The organism is Ruegeria sp. CI1 (assembly GCF_056536925.1).
This window is the reverse complement of the sequence record NZ_JBQFQP010000019.1, coordinates 1-17,159: the sequence shown is the minus strand read 5'-3', so window position 1 is coordinate 17,159 and position 17,159 is coordinate 1. Positions and strand designations below refer to the sequence as shown.

Below are 17,159 nucleotides of genomic sequence, written 5' to 3'. Positions count from 1 at the left end.
CATGCTAAGCGAAGGGTTGTTTTTCGACATCGTGCGTCAGGCACTTTGGATAGCGGTCATCACTTCCGTGCCCATTCTTGCAGTCGCACTGGTTACTGGCCTCACTGTTGGCCTGTTTCAGGCGTTGACCTCCATTCAGGAAATGACGCTGACTTTTGTCCCGAAGCTTATCGCTATTGTGGCAGTGTTCTGGGTCTCGATGGGGTTCATGACCCAAACGCTCGTGTCGTTTTTTCAAGCTACCCTAGTTCCCCTTATCTCGGGAGGTTATTGATGGACACATCGTATGTCATCCTGTCCCGGCAATCCGGTTTGATGAATGAAACCCGCATTGTTGCAAACAACATCGCAAATGCGAACACTACCGGGTACCGGCAGCAGGGTCTCGTGTTTTCGGAGTACGTTCATAGTGGCGGTCGCTATCCGTCAACATCAATGGCTCGTGCACAGGCTCATAGCACAGCAACAAATCCGGGCGTCCTGACCAGAACCGATGGGCAATTTGACTTTGCAATCGACGGCGAGGGATTCTTTATGGTGGAGACGCAATCGGGCACACGCCTGACCCGCGCCGGAGGTTTTTCTCCGAACGCCGAGGGCGATCTTGTTTCGATCAACGGTGGTCGAGTTTTAGATATCAACGGCGCGCCGATTTTCATACCTCCTGATGCAGCCTCGATCAGCGTGGGAAATGACGGAACTCTCAGTGTCAACGGACAGCCTCTGGCACAAATCGGAGTTTACCGGGCGACGAGTCCGGCCACCATGTCGCGCGAAGGGAGCGTGACATTCAAAGTTGAAGGGGAAGTGGAGCTCGTTAACGAGTCAAGAATCCTCCACGGATTTCTCGAAGGTTCAAACGTCAATGCTATAGAGCAGATAACCCGCCTGATAGAAGTCCAGCGCGCCTATGAACTAGGGCAGAGTTTTCTCGAAACCGAAGACGAACGCGTTCGCGGCGCAATCAAAACCCTGATGCGTTGAACCCTACAAGGAGAAAAATTCTATGCGCGCCTTGAAAATCGCGGCCACCGGCATGACCGCACAACAAATGCGGGTTGAGACAATCTCTAACAACCTCGCCAATATGAACACCACAGGCTACAATGCGCGGCGGGCCGAGTTTTCTGATCTTCACTATCAGCAGATGGCACGGGCCGGCACCGTGAATGCAGCGGATGGCACGGTTCTGCCGACAGGCATCCAGCTTGGCCTCGGCGTAAAGCCTGCCGCGGTGACGGTTGAACTGGCTCAAGGAACACTGTCCGCGACAGGCAGCGATCTGGACATTGCCATCGACGGAAACGGCTATCTTGAGGTGACACTGCCAAACGGCCAATCAGCATTTACGCGGGATGGCAGTTTGAAACGATCTGCCGAAGGTTTGATTGTCACATCCGACGGGTTCGCGATATCGTCAGATATCACAATTCCAAGCGACGCCCGTTCGATTTCCATCAATCCTTCCGGACAAGTCTATGCCTATTTCGACGACTCTACCGAAGCTCAGCTACTGGGAGAGTTCACGCTTGCCAGTTTCTCAAACGCCAAAGGACTTGAAGCGCTCGGAAGCAACCTGTTTCGAGAAACCGAAGCCTCAGGTGCACCTGTCATCGGCGTGCCCGGTGAGGATGGGCTAGGCACGTTGCGGCAGGGGTATCTCGAGGATAGTTCCGTTGACGCTGTGCGAGAGGTCACAGAACTGATCGAAGCGCAACGTGGATATGAGATGAATGCCAAGGTAATCTCTGCAGTCGACCAGATGATGGGCGCGACCACCCAGGTGCGCTGATGCGAAACCTCATTCTTTTATTGGCGCTCTCCCTTGCCAAAATCGGTTTGGCCGACACCGTGGCTCCCACACGAACGATCCGGGCCAAACAGATCATCCAGATGGAAGATCTCGCGACACGGCCTGGTGAAGTCGATGGAATGATCACCAGCCCCTCCGAAGCGATCGGCAAAGAGGCGCGGGTGGCCCTATATCCCGGCCGTCCTATCCGTATTGCCGATATCGGCCCGCCAGCCATCGTTGACCGCAACGATCTGGTAACTATCGTTTTCGATCGCGGAGCTCTTTCCATCAGTGCTGACGGTCGGGCGCTTGGTCGCGGGGCCGCAGGCGAAGTCATCCGCGTCATGAATTTATCATCCCGAACAACGCTAAGCGGTCTGGTTCGACCAGACGGAAGAATTGAGGTAAAATAATGGGCATCCACCCTTCTTGCACAATCATTCTGTTTTCCGCTCTGGCTGTCTCGGCCTGTGGTCGATTGGACCACCTTGGCAAACCACCCAGCTTCACGTCCTCAAATGAAACTCCTGAACATGTGGCGATGTTGTGGCCAGGTCTACCGACACATAGTCACCCCCAAAGGTCGGTCGACCGGTCTTCGCTTTGGAGTGGGGGGCAAAGCTCTTTGCTTGGCGATCAGCGTGCCATGAAAAAGGGAGACATTCTTACAGTGGTCATTGAAATCGACGAAAAAGCCGAGATTTCCAACGACACGAACCGGTCTCGAACCGGGTCCGAAAGCTTGGCTGTTCCACAGCTTTTAGGATTGCCGCAAAGAGCGACAGACAAGTTACCAGACGGCTTTTCCTTCGACGAGGCGGTGTCAGTCGACTCCGAAAGTTCGACCAAGGGAAAGGGGTCGATCAAACGGAAAGAGAAACTGACTTTGCGAGTGGCGGCTACCGGTTCGGTTACGTCCTTGCCATCCGGCAACACCTCCGATCCCTCTTGCACCAGCGCCAAAACGAGATCCGGGTTCAGAACACCACGGGCCTGTTCCACCCCATGTACACGAATGACGTAGGTGCCGGTCGGCAGTTCGCTCTGATCGGTTAGACGGATTTCGGGCAGAATCAGACCAAAAACCGTAGCGACATGGATGCGCATATTGGCGATCCGGGCATCCAACCCCGTTCCAGGATCCAGAACCATCGCAACGAGATCGGGTGCAAATTCAAGATGTACGTCATCAAGTTCCAGAACATCGCCGATTGCTTGAGCCATGGGCTGCTGCTGCGAAGAGGCAACTTGATTGGCGTCCTCAGCTTCCGCCCGACGTTTTTTTTGAATCGAAAAGGCGAAAAACCCTAGAACCCCGGCCCCTAGCATGAAAGGCACGAAAGGTAGACCCGGAACCAGGGCGAACAAGGCCATCAGAACACCAACCGTGGCCAGTGCCGGGGGGTGGCGGCCAAGTTGCGAGAAGATGGCGTTGTCCGTAGCCCCTTGTGCACCGCCACGCGCCAACAACAGAGCGGATGCAATTGAAATGATCACTGCCGGGATCTGCGAGACGAGACCATCGCCCACTGTCAAAATTGCATAGGTTTCAAGAGCTGCGGACAGTGGCATACCATGTACCGCGACGCCCATTATCAATCCCATGACGAGGTTGAGGAGTGTTATCAGAAGGCCCGCAATAGCGTCTCCCTTGACGAACTTTGATGCCCCGTCGAGCGATCCGAAGAATGTGGTTTCCTGTTGTTCAGTCTCGCGCCGTTCCTTGGCCTGATTGTGATCGATTGCACCGGCTGACATGTCGCTGTCGATGGCAAGCTGCTTTCCTGGCATCCCGTCCAATGCAAACCGGGCACCAACTTCAGCCATACGTGCGGCGCCTTTGGTGATCACCATAAAGTTGACGATCAACAGAACTCCAAACACGACGAGACCCAAAAAGATGCTGCCACTCATGATGAATTGGGCAAAGCCCTCGATGACGTCACCAGCAGCATTTGGCCCCGTATGCCCTTGCCCGATGATCAATTTGGTCGAGGATACATTCAGCGACAGACGCAACATCAGCGAAGCAAGAAGAATGGTCGGAAAGGACGAAAAATCTAACGGCCGCTCGATGAACAGTGTGAGCGTGAAAATCAGGATTGCCAGCGCGAAAGAAGCGGCCAGACCCAAGTCCAACACCCAAGCCGGCATTGGCAAGATCATCATGACGATAACAGCCATGAGCGCTAGCGCCAGCAATACAGTTGGGGAAAAAAGGGAACGGGGGTCGAGTTTTTGCATTTGCAACCTAGTTAATTCGGATAAAGGCCTTTTGCCTGTCTGACACCGGCACCAACGACCCCATTGCGGTCGCGCCACCACCCGAACCGGGGATCACGAACAACGGGATGGCCATGCGGGTGAATGGGTCGGCATCTACTTTTGTTGGCTCCGGCTCAGGGGTGGCGTCCAAGGCGGCCAGGGTCGCTTCAAAGCGATTGGAATAGGCCGCAGCCAGCGATTCGGTTCTCGAGTGATATGCCCCGGCCGCCGCGCGCCACGAACCAAGCTCTGCACGCAAGTCCTTCAAGAAACGAGCTGCATATCTGGCGTTTTCCTGCGGATCGAACATGGCTTCAGCTGATCGAAACGCGTGCCCGTGCCAGCGATAATTGATCTGAAAACAACCGACATCGAAACTGCGCGCACCGGTTTTGACCGCCTTGGTAACGTACGCTTTGGCTTCAGCTTCGGTATCGAACCAGAACCCTCTACCTTCAAGGTTCACAGTCCAAGGCCAAGGCGTCCGCCGGCCATTTCGCGTTCTTCCGGTTTCCACCCGCGTGATGGCACGAAGCACATCAAGCGGGACACCTTCTGTCATCGCGGCTCGCTGCGCCGCCAAATCGCAGATTGCGGTGAATCGTTCATCGGTTGCCGCCTTTCCGAACGCCGCCCCGAAGATTATCCCAACCGAGGCAAACAACAAAGTCGTAAGCGGACGTAAAGCGATTTCATATGGCATTCTGCCGATTCCAAGAACTCTCAAGATCCCCGGAAGGTTAGTCAACTATCTGTTGACAGACAGTTATCACGAACAAAAAGAAAATCCGCACCGACGGCTTGTCGGGGCGGATCGTTTCGAGTTAGGCGATGATCAGATGTCGAATTTAACGCCCTGTGCCAGCGGCAACTCCGCGGAATAGTTCACCGTGTTGGTCTGTCGACGCATGTAGGATTTCCAAGCATCCGAGCCACTTTCACGACCGCCGCCGGTTTCTTTCTCGCCACCGAAAGCGCCACCGATCTCGGCACCGGAAGGACCTATATTGACGTTGGCGATACCGCAATCAGAGCCCGCCGCCGACAGAAATTGCTCCGCCTCGCGCATGTTCAGAGTGAATACGCAAGATGACAAGCCCTGGGGCACGCCGTTCTGGATCTCTAGCGCCTCTGCGAAATCTTCATACCCCAGCACATAAAGGATCGGCGCAAAGGTCTCTGTTTTGACTGTTTCGGTCTGACCCGGCATCTCGACAATCGCCGGTTCCACATAGACGCCGCCTGCGGGAACACCTTTGGTCACGCGGGATCCACCGAACACGGTACCCCCTTCTGCCTTGGCCGCGTCAAGTGCCGTGGCCATCGCCTTGGCTGAGGCCTCATCGACAAGTGGGCCGACCAGAGTACCTTCGTTCAACGGATTGCCGATGGGCAAGCCAGCATAGGCTTTTTTCAACCGAACCACCAAGTCTTCTTTGATCGAATCATGCACGATCAGGCGGCGTAAGCTGGTGCAACGTTGCCCGGCGGTCCCGACGGCCGAGAACACGATCGCACGTACCGCCATCTCTAGATCCGCCGATGGGCCGACAATCATGGCGTTGTTGCCGCCCAATTCCAGAATACACTTGCCAAATCGGGCCGCCACGATGGGCGCCACAGCACGACCCATGCGAGTAGAACCGGTCGCCGAAATGATTGGCACGTCTTCCGATTCGACCAGTATTTTTCCAAGTTCGACCCCACCGATCAGAGTTTGCAGCAATCCGTCTGGGGCGTCCCCGAACCGAGCCACCGCTCGCTCGAAAATCTTCTGGCAGGCCAACGCGGTCAGCGGCGTTTTCTCGGACGGCTTCCAGATCACCGGATTGCCACATACGATCGCCAACGCCGCGTTCCACGACCAGACCGCGACGGGAAAGTTAAATGCCGAAATCACACCAACGGGACCCGCCGGATGCCAGGTTTCCATCATCCGGTGACCAGGGCGTTCGCTGGCAATTGTCAGCCCATACAATTGGCGCGACAATCCTACCGCAAAATCGCAGATGTCGATCATCTCCTGTACTTCACCCAGACCTTCGGACGTGATCTTGCCTGCTTCCCAACTGACCAGCGCACCCAGGTCTTCCTTGGCGGCGCGCAGCTCTTCTCCCAAAAGTCGAATCAACTCACCCCGGCGAGGCGCAGGTACGGTTCGCCACGTTTTGAACGCAGCTTTTGCCCTGCCGATCACGGCACCCATCTCCGCCGCCGGCATCTCGTGCACTTCAGCCAGAAGGCTGCCGTCGATCGGAGACGTCACTTTCAGCGTTCCTCCGGTGAGCTCAACGGTGCTTAGCCCCAGTTTCGAAAGAATGGTTTCTGCGGTCATGACAATGTCTTTCATTTCTCAGGCTGCCTTGTTCTGTTGCGTTGCGTCCCCCGCCCGATAGAGGCGGCCAAATTCGGTATTCATGAAGTCGGAAAGGAGCACTTGTTCTTGCCGGACAAAGCCCTGACCGAGCAACTCACCGGTGCGCATCAGGTCAACCACTCCCAACACACCCGAGGCGGTGGTGACTTGAATTGCGCTCCAGATTTGGCCATCGATCATCCGCGAGTAGGACTTGTTGATGTAGGACTTTTCGCGCAGCTGTCCGTCTATCGTGCCCTTGGCGGTACAATAGACCAGGACCACATCCTGATCGGTACGTGGGAGAGCGGACTCAAAAATTTCTTTCATCAGATCCCGCCGGCGCTCCAGCCCCAGATCGTTTAGAAGCAATTTGAGGATGTCACGATGCCCCGGATACCGGATCGAACGATAGGAAACGGAGCGCGCCTTACCGTCAAGCGTTTCCGGCAAGGTTCCAAGCCCTCCGGACGTGTTGAAGCACTCGTATTCGACACCATCAAGACCAAGCAGTTCATAGTCTTCCAGCGGCGCAGTCTTGACCCGCATTCCGTTCACAATGGCATCACAGGGATTGCAGTACTCGTTGATCAGCCCATCGGTAGACCAGGTCAGATTGTATTTGAGCGCATTGGTCGGATAGAGAGGCAAGGCTCCGACGCGCATATGCAGAGTGTCGATGCTATCGAACTCAGCTGCCAGGGCCGCCCCGGCGATTCCAACAAATCCGGGCGCCAATCCGCATTGCGGCATGAACGCGGTTTTACTGTCCACGGCCAGTTCCCGCACGGCGTTGGTGGCCGCTACATCTTCGGTCAAATCGAAATAATGCGCGCCCGCCTTTTTTGCGGCCTTGGCAATCACTTGCGTCAGGAAAAATGGCGCTGCCGAGATGACGGCGTTAAAGCCCTTGAGGCCTTCGGCCAAACCCACCTCGTCCCTGGCATCAATCTGTTTTGTGGCGACGCCCATCTTTTTCAGCACCGACAAGGCAACCAGATCGTGATCAGCCACGGTGACGGTGTAGTTGGGCGAGGTTTTGAGTAACGTCGCGATCATCTGGCCGATCTTTCCGGCCCCGACTACGCAAATATTCCAGCGCATGGCACATCTCCTTCTTTGTCAGAAAGTGTGACCTATTCGCTGTCCGATCTGTAGAGTGCGGATTGACGAAACGACTCGTGATTTCGTCGTTATGACGTAGATTCTGACGATATGTCAGCCTCGGTCAATTCGCCGTCCGAATACGACGCTTGTATTGGTGCGAAGGACACCCGGAATTTCCGCAAGCTCGTCCACCAGAACATCCAGATCCTCGATCCTGGGAGCCTCGGCCGACAGAAGCAGATCGAATTCACCATTGATCGACAGGCACAACTTAACCTCAGGATAAGCCTCCAGCCGTTTGATGATCCTGGACGTCTCTTTTTGCTGAACCTCCAACAGAACCACGACCTGAACCGTGCTTTCGTCCTGCGGTTCGCGCAGAACCACGGAATATCCTGCGATCTCACCCCTCTTTTCCATTCGAGAGATGCGCTCGTGGACGGTCGTTCGGGCAACACCCAGTTTGGCCGCAATCTTGGTAGTCGATTCCCTCGCGTTGTACTGCAGGGCAGAAATTATTCGGCGGTCCAGCTGATCCATTCAGGCTCCCACGGCGTCTTGTCGTTCAGAGTTAGACAATCTCTATCCCTGGCCTCAAGGCTGTTTAGGATATCTTGGATGAAATTCATCGATTATCACAGCATGACTGTGCGGGGTCCCGCTCGCCAGATGAGGATGATCCGGTGGCAACTCGGGATGGTTATGCGGAATCGGCGCCATGCCGTTGCGTGGCCAAAGAGAAAAAGCCATTGTCACGCCAACCACAGATGCCAAAGTCAAAAACGTAGTGACAACGCTCAATCCATAAACGGTCATCAACCAGCCTGACAGCGGATAAAAGATCAGCCAACAGGCATGAGAAAGAGTAAACTGTGCCGCAAAGACGGCGGGGCGGTCCACCGCATGAGCAGAGCGTGTGAGCAAACGACCTGATGGCGTGAGGGTCACCGAATACCCAAACCCTACAAATGCCCAAAGCAAGGAAAGAACAGGCAGGCTTAGCGGAGATAGCATGGACCAAACAGACGTTACTCCCATGGCCCCTGTTGCAATGGTTGCGCCCGTCAGCATGACGCCGCGGTCCTCTAAGCGATCCAGAACGCGGGGCAAAATCAGAGCTGCGACCATAGACCCGCCGCCAAACCCCGCCAGTGCAAGGGCGACTGCATTTTCCGGCATTCCTAAGCCAGATCTGACAATCACAACCGTATTCACGATTACCATCGAACTCAACGACGCAGCCACCCAATTCAAAGCCAGCAACCCCCGCAGCCTAGGGGTTTTCAGATAAATCCGAACACCTCGCGTGGTCCGGTCAAATATACCGCGGCGCGCCGTCGGCTTCGGCATCGGCATCGGCATCGGCAGAACCACCGATACAACCAGCAAGGCGGATGAGGCAAAGCCGATCCCTGTCCCCCAGAACAGATTGTCGAAGCTCACTAGCGTCAGCAATACGGCGGCTAGCATCGGGCTAACCAGACTTTCCATGTCAACCGCCAACCGCGACAACGACAGGGCGCGCGTATAATCGCGCTCATCCGTCAACACATCGGGAATAGTGGCTTGAAACGCCGGTGTGAATCCAGCCGAAGCGGATTGCAGAGCGAATATGAGGACATAAACCTGCCAGATTTCGGTGACGAAAGGCAGGCAGATCGCGACGGCGGCGCGCACCAGATCCAATGCCACAAGCATGCGTCGGCGATCGACTCGTTCAGCAAATGCCGCGGCAATCGGGGCAACCACGACATAGGCAATCATTTTGATGGTCAACGCCGTTCCCAGAACCAGGCCAGCTGCTTTTCCGGCAAGGTCATACGCCAGCAATCCCAACGCCACGGTGGCCAGACCGGTTCCGGTCAGCGCCACGATCTGAGCAGCAAACAGGTGACGATACACTCGATTTTTCAGGATATTCAGCACACCTGCCTCCAGACGAGAAAACCTCTGCACCATTCCTAGTCCCAGATTATGGCTCCGAAAACACAATTCGCGGGTGGGATTTTGGCGTGTCTTCTCTGGTCGCGTCGATTGTTCCGCATGAAGACTCCCGCGCTGCCCCAGTTGAGTTTGCTCGACAAACCGCCTATCTCGGGTCCAGTACGGCACAAAGGACTTTCGCGTGGCTAATCACCTTTACAAAAACGATCTTCCAGATGGTGTGAATTTGGGCCCAATCGTGGCCATCGACTGCGAAACCATGGGGTTGAATCCACACCGCGACCGGCTGTGCGTGATCCAGATGTCCGGTGGAGATGGCGACAGCCACATTGTTCAGATTGAAAAGGGTCAGACCGAAGCACCCAACCTTTGCGCCATGCTGGAAGATCCCGATGTTCTCAAACTGTTCCACTTCGGCCGCTTCGACATCGCCGCTATGTACCACGCTTTTGGCACGTTGGCGGCACCTGTCTATTGCACCAAGATTGCCAGCCGCCTAGTCCGGACCTACACTGACCGCCACGGCCTCAAAAACTTATGCCAAGAACTGATCGGCGTAGATATTTCGAAACAGCAGCAGATGAGCGATTGGGGCGCGGAAACGCTGACCGACGCGCAACTGGAATATGCAGCCTCCGACGTACTGTACCTGCACCGCTTGCGTGAAGAACTTAACCAGCGCCTGCATCGCGAAGGTCGATCTGAGATTGCCAAAGCCTGTTTCGATTTTCTGCCCATGCGCGCCAAGCTGGATCTCGCGGGTTGGCCCGAAACGGATATATTTGCTCACTCATGACCAACCCTGACGCATTTCTGAGCACTGCCCGACAAGTGGTCACCGACGAAGCCAAGGCGCTAGAGGTGCTGGCCGACAGCTTTGACGACCAATTCGTCGAGGCGGTCGAACTGATCCTCAATGCCCGCGGCCGTATCATTGTCAGCGGCATTGGAAAATCCGGTCATATCGGCCACAAGATCGCCGCGACGCTCGCAAGCACCGGAACGCCCGCCTATTTTGTGCACCCGGCAGAAGCCAGCCACGGCGACCTAGGCATGCTGTCCGAGGGCGATGTCGTTCTGGCAATCTCGAACTCGGGCGAGGCACCGGAACTGGCCAACTTGCTAGCCTTTACACGCCGATTCCGAATCCCATTGATCGGTTTGTCCAGCAAGCCCGAAAGCACGTTGATGAAACAAGCCGATGTGCACCTGCTGATCCCGTCGATGGGCGAGGCCTGCGGTTTTGGCATGGTGCCTTCGATCTCGACTACACTGACGTTAGCCATGGGCGATGCGCTGGCCATCGCGCTTATGAAATACCGAAACTTCCAGCCGGAAAATTTCCGCGATTTCCATCCGGGCGGCAAGCTGGGTGCCCGTCTCAGCAAGGTTTGTGACCTGATGCACTCAGGAGGCGCCCTGCCATTGGTTTCCCTGGACACCCCAATGAGCGAAGCGCTGATCGAGATCAGCCAGAAAGCTTTTGGCGTGGCCGGTGTTCAAAACACCAGCGGGGACCTGGTTGGCATCATCACCGACGGCGATCTTCGCCGACACATGGACGGATTGCTGAGCCAAACCGCTCAAAACGTCATGACTGCCAACCCAACGACGATAGCGCCCCAAGCCATGGCCGAAGAGGCGGTTGCAGTTATGAATCAACACAAAATTACCTCGCTCTTCGTTGTTGAGGAAGAGGGGCCGACCAAACCGCTGGGTCTTCTTCATATTCACGACTGTCTTCGCGTGGGTTTGGGATAGGAGAAAGAAGTGGACAGCTATTCCCGCAAGGTGCAGTTCTTCAAGGTACTGCTGCCGCTTGCGGCAATTGCTTTGCTTTCTACCGTTTTCCTGCTGTCGCGCAGTATCGACACCAATGTTTCGACCCCATTTTCCGGGCGCGAGATGGATGAACGGTTAAGCGGTCAGCAGGTCACGCGCCCGTTTTTTTCGGGTGTGACTGAAAAGGGAGAAGAAATTCTTGTGTCGGCAAGCGCTGCTCGACCTAGCTCTGACGACAAGCCTGCCGAAGCCCAAAATCTGCGCGCGCGATATCGGCTGGTGAATGGAAACGAACTGACTTTGACCGCTGAACTCGGTACTTTGCGTCCAGATCAGGGCAGCGCCACGTTTTCCGGAAACGTAATTATCACAACTTCAGATGGTCTTAGAGTCTCTACGGAACAGCTGAACACATCATTGGACGAGATCCGTGGAAACTCTCCGGCAGAAATCGCCGGCGCTGGACCAATCGGGGAATTCACCGCCGGCGCCATGAATTTCGGGGCTGAAAAAAAGGAAGCGCCCCTCCATATTCTTTTTACAGACGGGGTCCAACTGATATATGACCCTCAAAAACCGGAAAGATAACCCGTGAATGTTTTTCGTGCACTGACCCTTTGTTTTGCTCTGATCTTTGGGGCAGTTCCCGTATTCGCGCAAGGGGCCAATGTCGCATTCGGGTCGGTCAAGGCTGACCCGTCGCTGCCAGTTGAAGTCACTTCAGACACCTTGGATGTGAATCAGGAAGACGGATCGGCGGAATTCAAGGGTAATGTCTTTATCAGGCAAGGTGAGATGCGGCTGTCCGCACAGCAAGTCCTTGTGATATACAATCAGGAAAAGTCAGGTATTGAGCGGCTTGAAGCTATAGGTGATGTGGTTCTGGTAAGCGGTCCGGATGCAGCACAGGCGCAGCGCGCTGACTATTCCATCGATACCGGAGTCATCGTGATGAGTGGCGACGTGCTGTTGACACAGGGTGAAAACGCGCTGACATCCAGCAAGATGACAGTGAACCTCAAAACCGGAACAGCTCAGATGGTTGGCCGGGTCAAAACCATCCTGAACACAGGCAACAATTGATGAATCGTCCAAACCTTACAGTTGCCGAAGGTTCTTCCGGGCTGAAGATCGACAAGCTACGGAAATCTTATCGCAAGAAGACAGTTATCCGAAACGTCTCGATGACGCTTGATCGGTCCGAAGTTGTTGCCCTGCTTGGCCCGAACGGATCAGGTAAGACTACAACGTTCTATGCTGTGGCAGGCCTGGTTTTTCCCGAAGGGGGTACAGTGACCATCGACGGTCAGAATGCGACGACGCTGCCAATGTACCGGCGGGCCCGGATGGGGATAGGGTATCTTCCTCAGGAAATGTCGATCTTTCGTGGCATGAGTGTCGAGGACAACATAGCCGCGGTTCTGGATATCACCGTCAAGCACAGCCATAAGCGCAAGGAGCGTCTTGAGGAATTGCTTTCGGATTTCTCGATAGAGCATTTGCGACGTGCCCCCGCCTTGGCGCTTTCAGGCGGTGAACGTCGCCGCGTCGAGATTGCGCGCTGCCTGGCCGCAGACCCCAAGTACTTGCTCCTTGACGAGCCCTTTGCTGGCGTGGATCCGATCAGCGTCGGCGACATCCGCCACCTTGTTTCGGACCTGAAAAAGCGGGGAATTGGCGTTTTGATAACCGACCACAACGTGCGAGAAACGCTGGAAATCGTGGATCGCGCCTATATCCTGCATGACGGTCAAGTTCTGATGTCCGGCACACCCACCGAAGTGGTCGAAAACGAGAATGTTCGCCGGGTCTATCTGGGTGAAAACTTCCGGATTTCCTGACCGGCGACTGTTCGTCGCTGGGCGCATGGCGGATTTCTTGAAAGAACACGTCTGTTTTGATTGACTCTCCGCGCGTCTCTTGCCTCAATTGACTCATGACAATTCTTCGGTTCCAGTCTGGATCTCGATGTCCCTTCGCTGAAGGGTATGATGGTAGACTATCCTTGGAAATGTCTTTACCCCACACCCGATAAAAACAGGCACGCCGACTTGTGTGGCGTCAGAACGGGTGCGAATTGTGAAGGAGATCACATGCGTTATCAAATCAGCGGTAAACAGATCGACATCGGTGAGGCATTGCAGACCCACGTGCAGACCGAACTGGGCGAAGTCGTGGGCAAGTATGCCCAAAGACCGACAGACGCCAACGTCGTCTTTTCCCGTTCAGCGCATGAATATGTGTGCGAGACAACTGTACACCTATCAACTGGGCTGACGGCGCAGGCCAAGGCGCACGCCACCGAAATCTATGCGGCATTCGAAGGATGCTGCGATAAAATGGAAACGCAGCTACGCCGCTACAAGCGCCGCTTAAAGGATCACCACCGCGACCGCGCCGAGCCGGTTGAACTTTTTGGAGCATCATCCTATATCCTCGCGTCGAACGACTCGGGCAATTCTGAAGAACCGGAGTCGCTTCAGCCGATAATTGTGGCGGAAATGGAAACCAAGATCCCGTCGTTGAGTGTAGGCGAGGCTGTAATGCAGATGGAACTCGCGGGGGCCCCGGTTTTGGTGTTCCGGAACGAAAACAAGGACGGACTGAACGTCGTGTATCGCCGTGATGACGGCAATATCGGCTGGATCGATCCGTAATAGGCAAGACAACAGAGATGTGCCATCGGATATCCGGTGGCACATCCATGGAGCAAAATCGATGGAGCTTTCGAGCATCCTTTCACCCAAAGCGGTCCGGGTTCTGTCAGCCGCTTCCAGCAAAAAGCGCCTGTTTCAGGAAATAGGAGACGTAGCGGCTTTGGCACTTGGGCTGGACGCTCAGACTGTCGTCGAATCTCTGCTCGAAAGGGAAAGCCTGGGGCCGACCGGAGTCGGGCATGGTGTTGCTCTACCCCATGCTCGGCTGGAAGGCCTGGAAAAGGTCGCAGGCGTATTCGTCATGCTTGAAAAGCCGATTGATTTTGGCGCAGTCGACAGACAACCGGTCGACCTTGCCTTTTCACTCTTTGCGCCGGAAGAGGCCGGTGTTGAACACCTAAAAGCGTTGGCGCTGGTCTCGCGTACGCTCAGAGACGCTTCGGTTTGCACGAAACTCCGGTCAAATCCTGATCCGGTCAAGCTCTATACCATCCTTACCGAACCTCATTCGGTTCAGGCAGCCTAAAGCCGCGAACACGAGACACCCCAAAAAAAGAACTCTTGCAAAACCGGGGCTGTTCACAAATGACAACACCTCATGTTTTGCCGTTGGTATCCATCAATTCAACATCAGCATCGATGATCCGGGGCGGAGTGGCCTGTTCGCCCGTGTTTTCCTCGAGTTCCTCTTCATGGACGTCTTTTTCGCTCTGGTCTTCCAGGGCTCCGATGATCAGTGGCAGCATGTGTACACCTGTCGCCGAGGCAATCTCAGGGGTGTCGGGCGTTTGCCAGCTTAGCGTATCGAAACTGTTGCAGTTCTTGCAGACAGGTCTCCATTCCACGTGAATGTCGTGACAGTTCTCGCAAACCCAGTGAGGACCACGCGGCGCATTCAATGCCTTTGCGAGCCAACCCTGCACAATCGCGTCCGACGCTCCCTCACCCCGTTCGATCGCAGCCATCAGGGTATAGGCCCGTGCATCCGCTTGTTTTTCCACAACATCGCCCAGCGCACGGCGAGCTTCGGGAAAATCCTCGGCCACAATGTTAAGCTCCGCCAGAATCAGGCGGGTCTCAGGGTTATCCGGGTGAATGCGAGTCAGTGCCGAAAACCGCTTGACCCGTTCAGTCGGAGATTCGTCGGGTTCGATTTCGGCAAACGCGTGGGCCAGATCCGGGTGCGGCCGGACCTCCCACGCCTTCTTCAGGATCTTGGCCGCGTTGCGTGGCTTGCCTTTGGCGATGTGCGCGCGCGCCGCCATCGCGGCCGCAGGCACCAGATCGGGGGACAAGCGATTTGCCTCGATCGCGCGTTCCTGTTGCTCGATAGCGGCAGTCTCGTCCAGCAGCCCTTTGGCTTCGGACAGCGCCAGCACAGCATCCCTTCTCTTGTAGACGTCGCGCGGCAACGTTCCTGATTTCAGCTTTGCCGTCAGGGTCGACCGCGCCCCGGCCCAGTCCTGCGCCTTGGTCTGAAGCTTAAGCAGCACATCCTGCGTTTCCTCGTGCCGCGGTTTCAGGGCCAACGCCTTTTCCGCAAGCCTGCGCGCGGTATCATCATCGCCCTCAGCCAACTTTTGCTTCATTATCCCGCGCACACCGACAAACCGGGTCGATTGCTCTGTCACCAGTTTCTTGTACGTTTCCGAAGCTCTTTTGGTATCCCCGGTCATCTCGGCGGCTTGGGCTACTAACAGATTTGTCAGTTCCGGCTTTTTCAACAGCTTTTCTGCTTTTGTGGCCTTGGACATCGCAATACGCCCTTCCCCTGAAGCCAAAGCCATCAGTCCCTCTGACAGGGCCTGATAACCGCGCCGTTCCCGGCCCCGGTCAAAATAGCGCGACAAGGCGGTTTCATCTCCGTTGAGGAACTTCAGCGTAGCGATCAACAGGCTTAGCAGCTTGAAGAACAGCCAAACGGCCGCGACCAAAATCACAAGCCCTATAGCGGACTGCAGCGGCCCCAACGTATATTCGGTGCCCGCAACGGTGATCTGAACACCGCCGCTAGCCTCCATAAGAAAGGCGGCACCCATCGCCAGAAGGCCGATGATGGCGACAAAAACCAGTATCTTAAGCAATGACCAAAACATGGCGGGCCTTTCAGTTCGAATTCACGCTTTGCACAAGCGCATCTGCGGCGGATACGGCGTCTTGGCGGGTTCGCGCGCGTTCAACCCACGCCGCCATTGCAGGTTGCGCGGCCTCTGGCAGAGTGCCGATCTCTTCCAATGCCTTGCCCAGGTCACCAGCTGTCAAGTCGGCTTCTGCGCGTGACAAGATAGCATCCGGATCAGTGCCATCCCGAGGAGTGACAGACCTGGCGCCAGTCTGTCGTTCGAGAAATGCAAGAATCCCGGAACCTTTTTCGGTTTCACGGATGTCCGCCAATGCATTGCGAGCCGCCGACGGAAAGCCATTCCGTAAGCTTGCCATTGTTGCAACACCTTCGGCCGCAGGGCCAACCAAGGATTGAGGAACCTCTACGCCACCGTTCTTGAGTTGGGAAACTTGAATCTCAAACGCGGCACCAGAATCCAGCTGACTGCGTAGACCTGATGCAGCCGCGCGGTTGGCCGCCGCCAATGCCTCAGCCGAAGCTTTCACCTCCAGTGCTTTGGCCTGATTCACCATCTTTTCGATCTCGGCCCGCTGTACTGAAAGGGAGTCGCGTAGCTTATCCAATTCTGTCAGATACGCATCTGGAACCTCTCGCGTATCTCCATTTTGTATTGGGCGTTTTTCCAGATCAGCTATGCGGGATTCGAGCGGGGAAAGTACCGAACTCAAAGATTCAATCTGAGTTTTCAAGACGTCCAATTCCGAAACCACCGGTGCTATTTGCCCAGACAGTCCGGACACCTGTTCGGAAAGAGTCGACAGGTCAGCCGCTTCGCTGCCGTCCATCTGCTTTCCAAGCGAGTCGAACAACTGGGCGTGTTGCTCGACCTTCGCCTCAATTGTCGAAATGGTTTGATCGATTTCGCCCTCTGTCGAGCTGAACAATCCGGTTTGGCCGACAAAAAAACCAATAGCTGCTGCAACCGCGCCCCCAAGCGCCGTAGGCCAGAACCCATTTTGCCTTTTTTCCTCTGGAAATTGCGTTCTTTCTGCAAAAACAGTCGAAGGCTTAGCTTCGGCTTCGGCTTCGGCTTCGGCTTCGGCTTCGGCTTCGGCTTCGGCTTCGGCTTCGGCTTCGGCTTCGGCTTCGGCTTCGGCTTCGGCTTCGGCTTCGGCTTCGGCTTCGGCT

18 protein-coding genes and 2 pseudogenes are annotated in these 17,159 nt (G+C 55.6%); 12 read left to right on the top strand and 8 right to left on the bottom strand.

The features are described 5' to 3' along the window. Position 1: 1 nt before the first annotated feature. From ACR0LZ_RS18955 to ACR0LZ_RS18935, 5 genes and pseudogenes are all read left to right on the top strand, one after another. A complete protein-coding gene (locus ACR0LZ_RS18955; RefSeq protein ID WP_480751613.1) occupies positions 2–274 on the top strand; it encodes a flagellar biosynthetic protein FliQ in 273 nt (90 codons plus the stop codon). Further along, on the top strand, positions 274–984 hold the full coding sequence (locus tag ACR0LZ_RS18950) for a flagellar hook-basal body complex protein (RefSeq protein WP_480751611.1): 711 nt from the start codon (positions 274–276) through the stop codon (positions 982–984). Before ACR0LZ_RS18955 ends, ACR0LZ_RS18950 begins: the two co-directional genes overlap by 1 nt. 22 nt (positions 985–1,006) lie before the next feature. Continuing rightward, a complete protein-coding gene (flgG, locus tag ACR0LZ_RS18945) occupies positions 1,007–1,792 on the top strand; it encodes a flagellar basal-body rod protein FlgG (RefSeq protein WP_480751609.1) in 786 nt (261 codons plus the stop codon). Continuing rightward, positions 1,792–2,208, top strand: a complete 417-nt coding sequence (gene flgA, locus ACR0LZ_RS18940; RefSeq protein WP_480751607.1) for a flagellar basal body P-ring formation chaperone FlgA — start codon at positions 1,792–1,794, stop codon at positions 2,206–2,208. Before flgG ends, flgA begins: the two co-directional genes overlap by 1 nt. Beyond that, positions 2,208–2,726: pseudogene (locus tag ACR0LZ_RS18935) on the top strand (flagellar basal body L-ring protein FlgH); the annotation flags it as partial. The gene flgA and the pseudogene ACR0LZ_RS18935, both read left to right, overlap by 1 nt. On the opposite strand, the pseudogene ACR0LZ_RS18930 reads toward ACR0LZ_RS18935, so the two are convergent. The 6 genes and pseudogenes from ACR0LZ_RS18930 to ACR0LZ_RS18905 form a co-directional block, all read right to left on the bottom strand. Further along, positions 2,696–4,039 (bottom strand): annotated as a pseudogene (locus ACR0LZ_RS18930) (FHIPEP family type III secretion protein); the annotation flags it as partial. The pseudogenes ACR0LZ_RS18935 and ACR0LZ_RS18930 sit on opposite strands and share 31 nt — an antisense overlap. Positions 4,040–4,046: 7 nt before the next feature. Then, positions 4,047–4,763, bottom strand: coding sequence for a transglycosylase SLT domain-containing protein (locus ACR0LZ_RS18925; protein ID WP_480751605.1), 717 nt, complete (start codon positions 4,761–4,763; stop codon positions 4,047–4,049). Between the two features lie 132 nt (positions 4,764–4,895). Continuing rightward, positions 4,896–6,395, bottom strand: coding sequence for an L-piperidine-6-carboxylate dehydrogenase (gene amaB / locus ACR0LZ_RS18920; protein ID WP_480751604.1), 1,500 nt, complete (start codon positions 6,393–6,395; stop codon positions 4,896–4,898). Positions 6,396–6,413: 18 nt separating this feature from the next. Further along, entirely contained in the window at positions 6,414–7,520 is a 1,107-nt protein-coding gene (locus ACR0LZ_RS18915; RefSeq protein ID WP_480751603.1) for a saccharopine dehydrogenase family protein, read from the bottom strand. Positions 7,521–7,634: 114 nt separating this feature from the next. Then, complete coding sequence (locus ACR0LZ_RS18910) at positions 7,635–8,063, bottom strand: Lrp/AsnC family transcriptional regulator (RefSeq protein ID WP_480751601.1); 429 nt, start codon at positions 8,061–8,063, stop codon at positions 7,635–7,637. 54 nt (positions 8,064–8,117) lie between these two features. Further along, entirely contained in the window at positions 8,118–9,449 is a 1,332-nt protein-coding gene (locus tag ACR0LZ_RS18905; protein ID WP_480751701.1) for an MFS transporter, read from the bottom strand. A gap of 199 nt (positions 9,450–9,648) precedes the next feature. Between ACR0LZ_RS18905 and ACR0LZ_RS18900 the strand changes: the two genes are divergently transcribed. The 7 genes from ACR0LZ_RS18900 to ACR0LZ_RS18870 all read left to right on the top strand — a co-directional run bounded on the left by ACR0LZ_RS18900 (position 9,649) and on the right by ACR0LZ_RS18870 (position 14,432). Continuing rightward, positions 9,649–10,263, top strand: a complete 615-nt coding sequence (locus tag ACR0LZ_RS18900) for a ribonuclease D (RefSeq protein ID WP_480751600.1) — start codon at positions 9,649–9,651, stop codon at positions 10,261–10,263. Beyond that, a complete protein-coding gene (locus tag ACR0LZ_RS18895) occupies positions 10,260–11,228 on the top strand; it encodes a KpsF/GutQ family sugar-phosphate isomerase (RefSeq protein ID WP_480751598.1) in 969 nt (322 codons plus the stop codon). Before ACR0LZ_RS18900 ends, ACR0LZ_RS18895 begins: the two co-directional genes overlap by 4 nt. Before the next feature lie 9 nt (positions 11,229–11,237). Beyond that, positions 11,238–11,837, top strand: a complete 600-nt coding sequence (locus ACR0LZ_RS18890) for an LPS export ABC transporter periplasmic protein LptC (RefSeq protein WP_480751596.1) — start codon at positions 11,238–11,240, stop codon at positions 11,835–11,837. Between the two features lie 3 nt (positions 11,838–11,840). Further along, entirely contained in the window at positions 11,841–12,332 is a 492-nt protein-coding gene (locus tag ACR0LZ_RS18885; RefSeq protein WP_480751595.1) for an LptA/OstA family protein, read from the top strand. Continuing rightward, complete coding sequence (lptB, locus tag ACR0LZ_RS18880) at positions 12,332–13,090, top strand: LPS export ABC transporter ATP-binding protein (protein ID WP_480751594.1); 759 nt, start codon at positions 12,332–12,334, stop codon at positions 13,088–13,090. Before ACR0LZ_RS18885 ends, lptB begins: the two co-directional genes overlap by 1 nt. 252 nt (positions 13,091–13,342) lie before the next feature. Further along, the gene (gene hpf / locus ACR0LZ_RS18875; RefSeq protein ID WP_480751593.1) at positions 13,343–13,906 is read left to right on the top strand and encodes a ribosome hibernation-promoting factor, HPF/YfiA family; all 564 of its coding nucleotides are present in this window, start codon (positions 13,343–13,345) and stop codon (positions 13,904–13,906) included. A gap of 61 nt (positions 13,907–13,967) precedes the next feature. Then, positions 13,968–14,432, top strand: a complete 465-nt coding sequence (locus ACR0LZ_RS18870) for a PTS sugar transporter subunit IIA (protein ID WP_480751592.1) — start codon at positions 13,968–13,970, stop codon at positions 14,430–14,432. Between the two features lie 70 nt (positions 14,433–14,502). On the opposite strand, the gene ACR0LZ_RS18865 is transcribed toward ACR0LZ_RS18870, so the two are convergent. Both ACR0LZ_RS18865 and ACR0LZ_RS18860 read right to left on the bottom strand, forming a co-directional pair. Further along, entirely contained in the window at positions 14,503–16,002 is a 1,500-nt protein-coding gene (locus tag ACR0LZ_RS18865) for a heme biosynthesis HemY N-terminal domain-containing protein (protein WP_480751591.1), read from the bottom strand. Between the two features lie 10 nt (positions 16,003–16,012). Continuing rightward, positions 16,013–17,159, bottom strand: a 1,147-nt coding sequence (locus tag ACR0LZ_RS18860) for a COG4223 family protein (protein ID WP_480751589.1), incomplete at its 5' end; no start/stop codon positions are given.

What these genes read in the sequence shown, in the direction of transcription:
- ACR0LZ_RS18865 (WP_480751591.1), bottom strand. Translation starts at nt 16,002, where the DNA reads ATGTTTTGGTCATTGCTTAAGATACTGGTTTTTGTCGCCATCATCGGC.
- ACR0LZ_RS18870 (WP_480751592.1), top strand. Translation starts at nt 13,968, where the DNA reads ATGGAGCTTTCGAGCATCCTTTCACCCAAAGCGGTCCGGGTTCTGTCA.
- ACR0LZ_RS18925 (WP_480751605.1), bottom strand. Translation starts at nt 4,763, where the DNA reads ATGCCATATGAAATCGCTTTACGTCCGCTTACGACTTTGTTGTTTGCC.
- ACR0LZ_RS18955 (WP_480751613.1), top strand. Translation starts at nt 2, where the DNA reads ATGCTAAGCGAAGGGTTGTTTTTCGACATCGTGCGTCAGGCACTTTGG.
- ACR0LZ_RS18915 (WP_480751603.1), bottom strand. Translation starts at nt 7,520, where the DNA reads ATGCGCTGGAATATTTGCGTAGTCGGGGCCGGAAAGATCGGCCAGATG.
- ACR0LZ_RS18910 (WP_480751601.1), bottom strand. Translation starts at nt 8,063, where the DNA reads ATGGATCAGCTGGACCGCCGAATAATTTCTGCCCTGCAGTACAACGCG.
- flgA (WP_480751607.1), top strand. Translation starts at nt 1,792, where the DNA reads ATGCGAAACCTCATTCTTTTATTGGCGCTCTCCCTTGCCAAAATCGGT.
- ACR0LZ_RS18895 (WP_480751598.1), top strand. Translation starts at nt 10,260, where the DNA reads ATGACCAACCCTGACGCATTTCTGAGCACTGCCCGACAAGTGGTCACC.
- hpf (WP_480751593.1), top strand. Translation starts at nt 13,343, where the DNA reads ATGCGTTATCAAATCAGCGGTAAACAGATCGACATCGGTGAGGCATTG.
- lptB (WP_480751594.1), top strand. Translation starts at nt 12,332, where the DNA reads ATGAATCGTCCAAACCTTACAGTTGCCGAAGGTTCTTCCGGGCTGAAG.
- flgG (WP_480751609.1), top strand. Translation starts at nt 1,007, where the DNA reads ATGCGCGCCTTGAAAATCGCGGCCACCGGCATGACCGCACAACAAATG.
- ACR0LZ_RS18950 (WP_480751611.1), top strand. Translation starts at nt 274, where the DNA reads ATGGACACATCGTATGTCATCCTGTCCCGGCAATCCGGTTTGATGAAT.
- amaB (WP_480751604.1), bottom strand. Translation starts at nt 6,395, where the DNA reads ATGACCGCAGAAACCATTCTTTCGAAACTGGGGCTAAGCACCGTTGAG.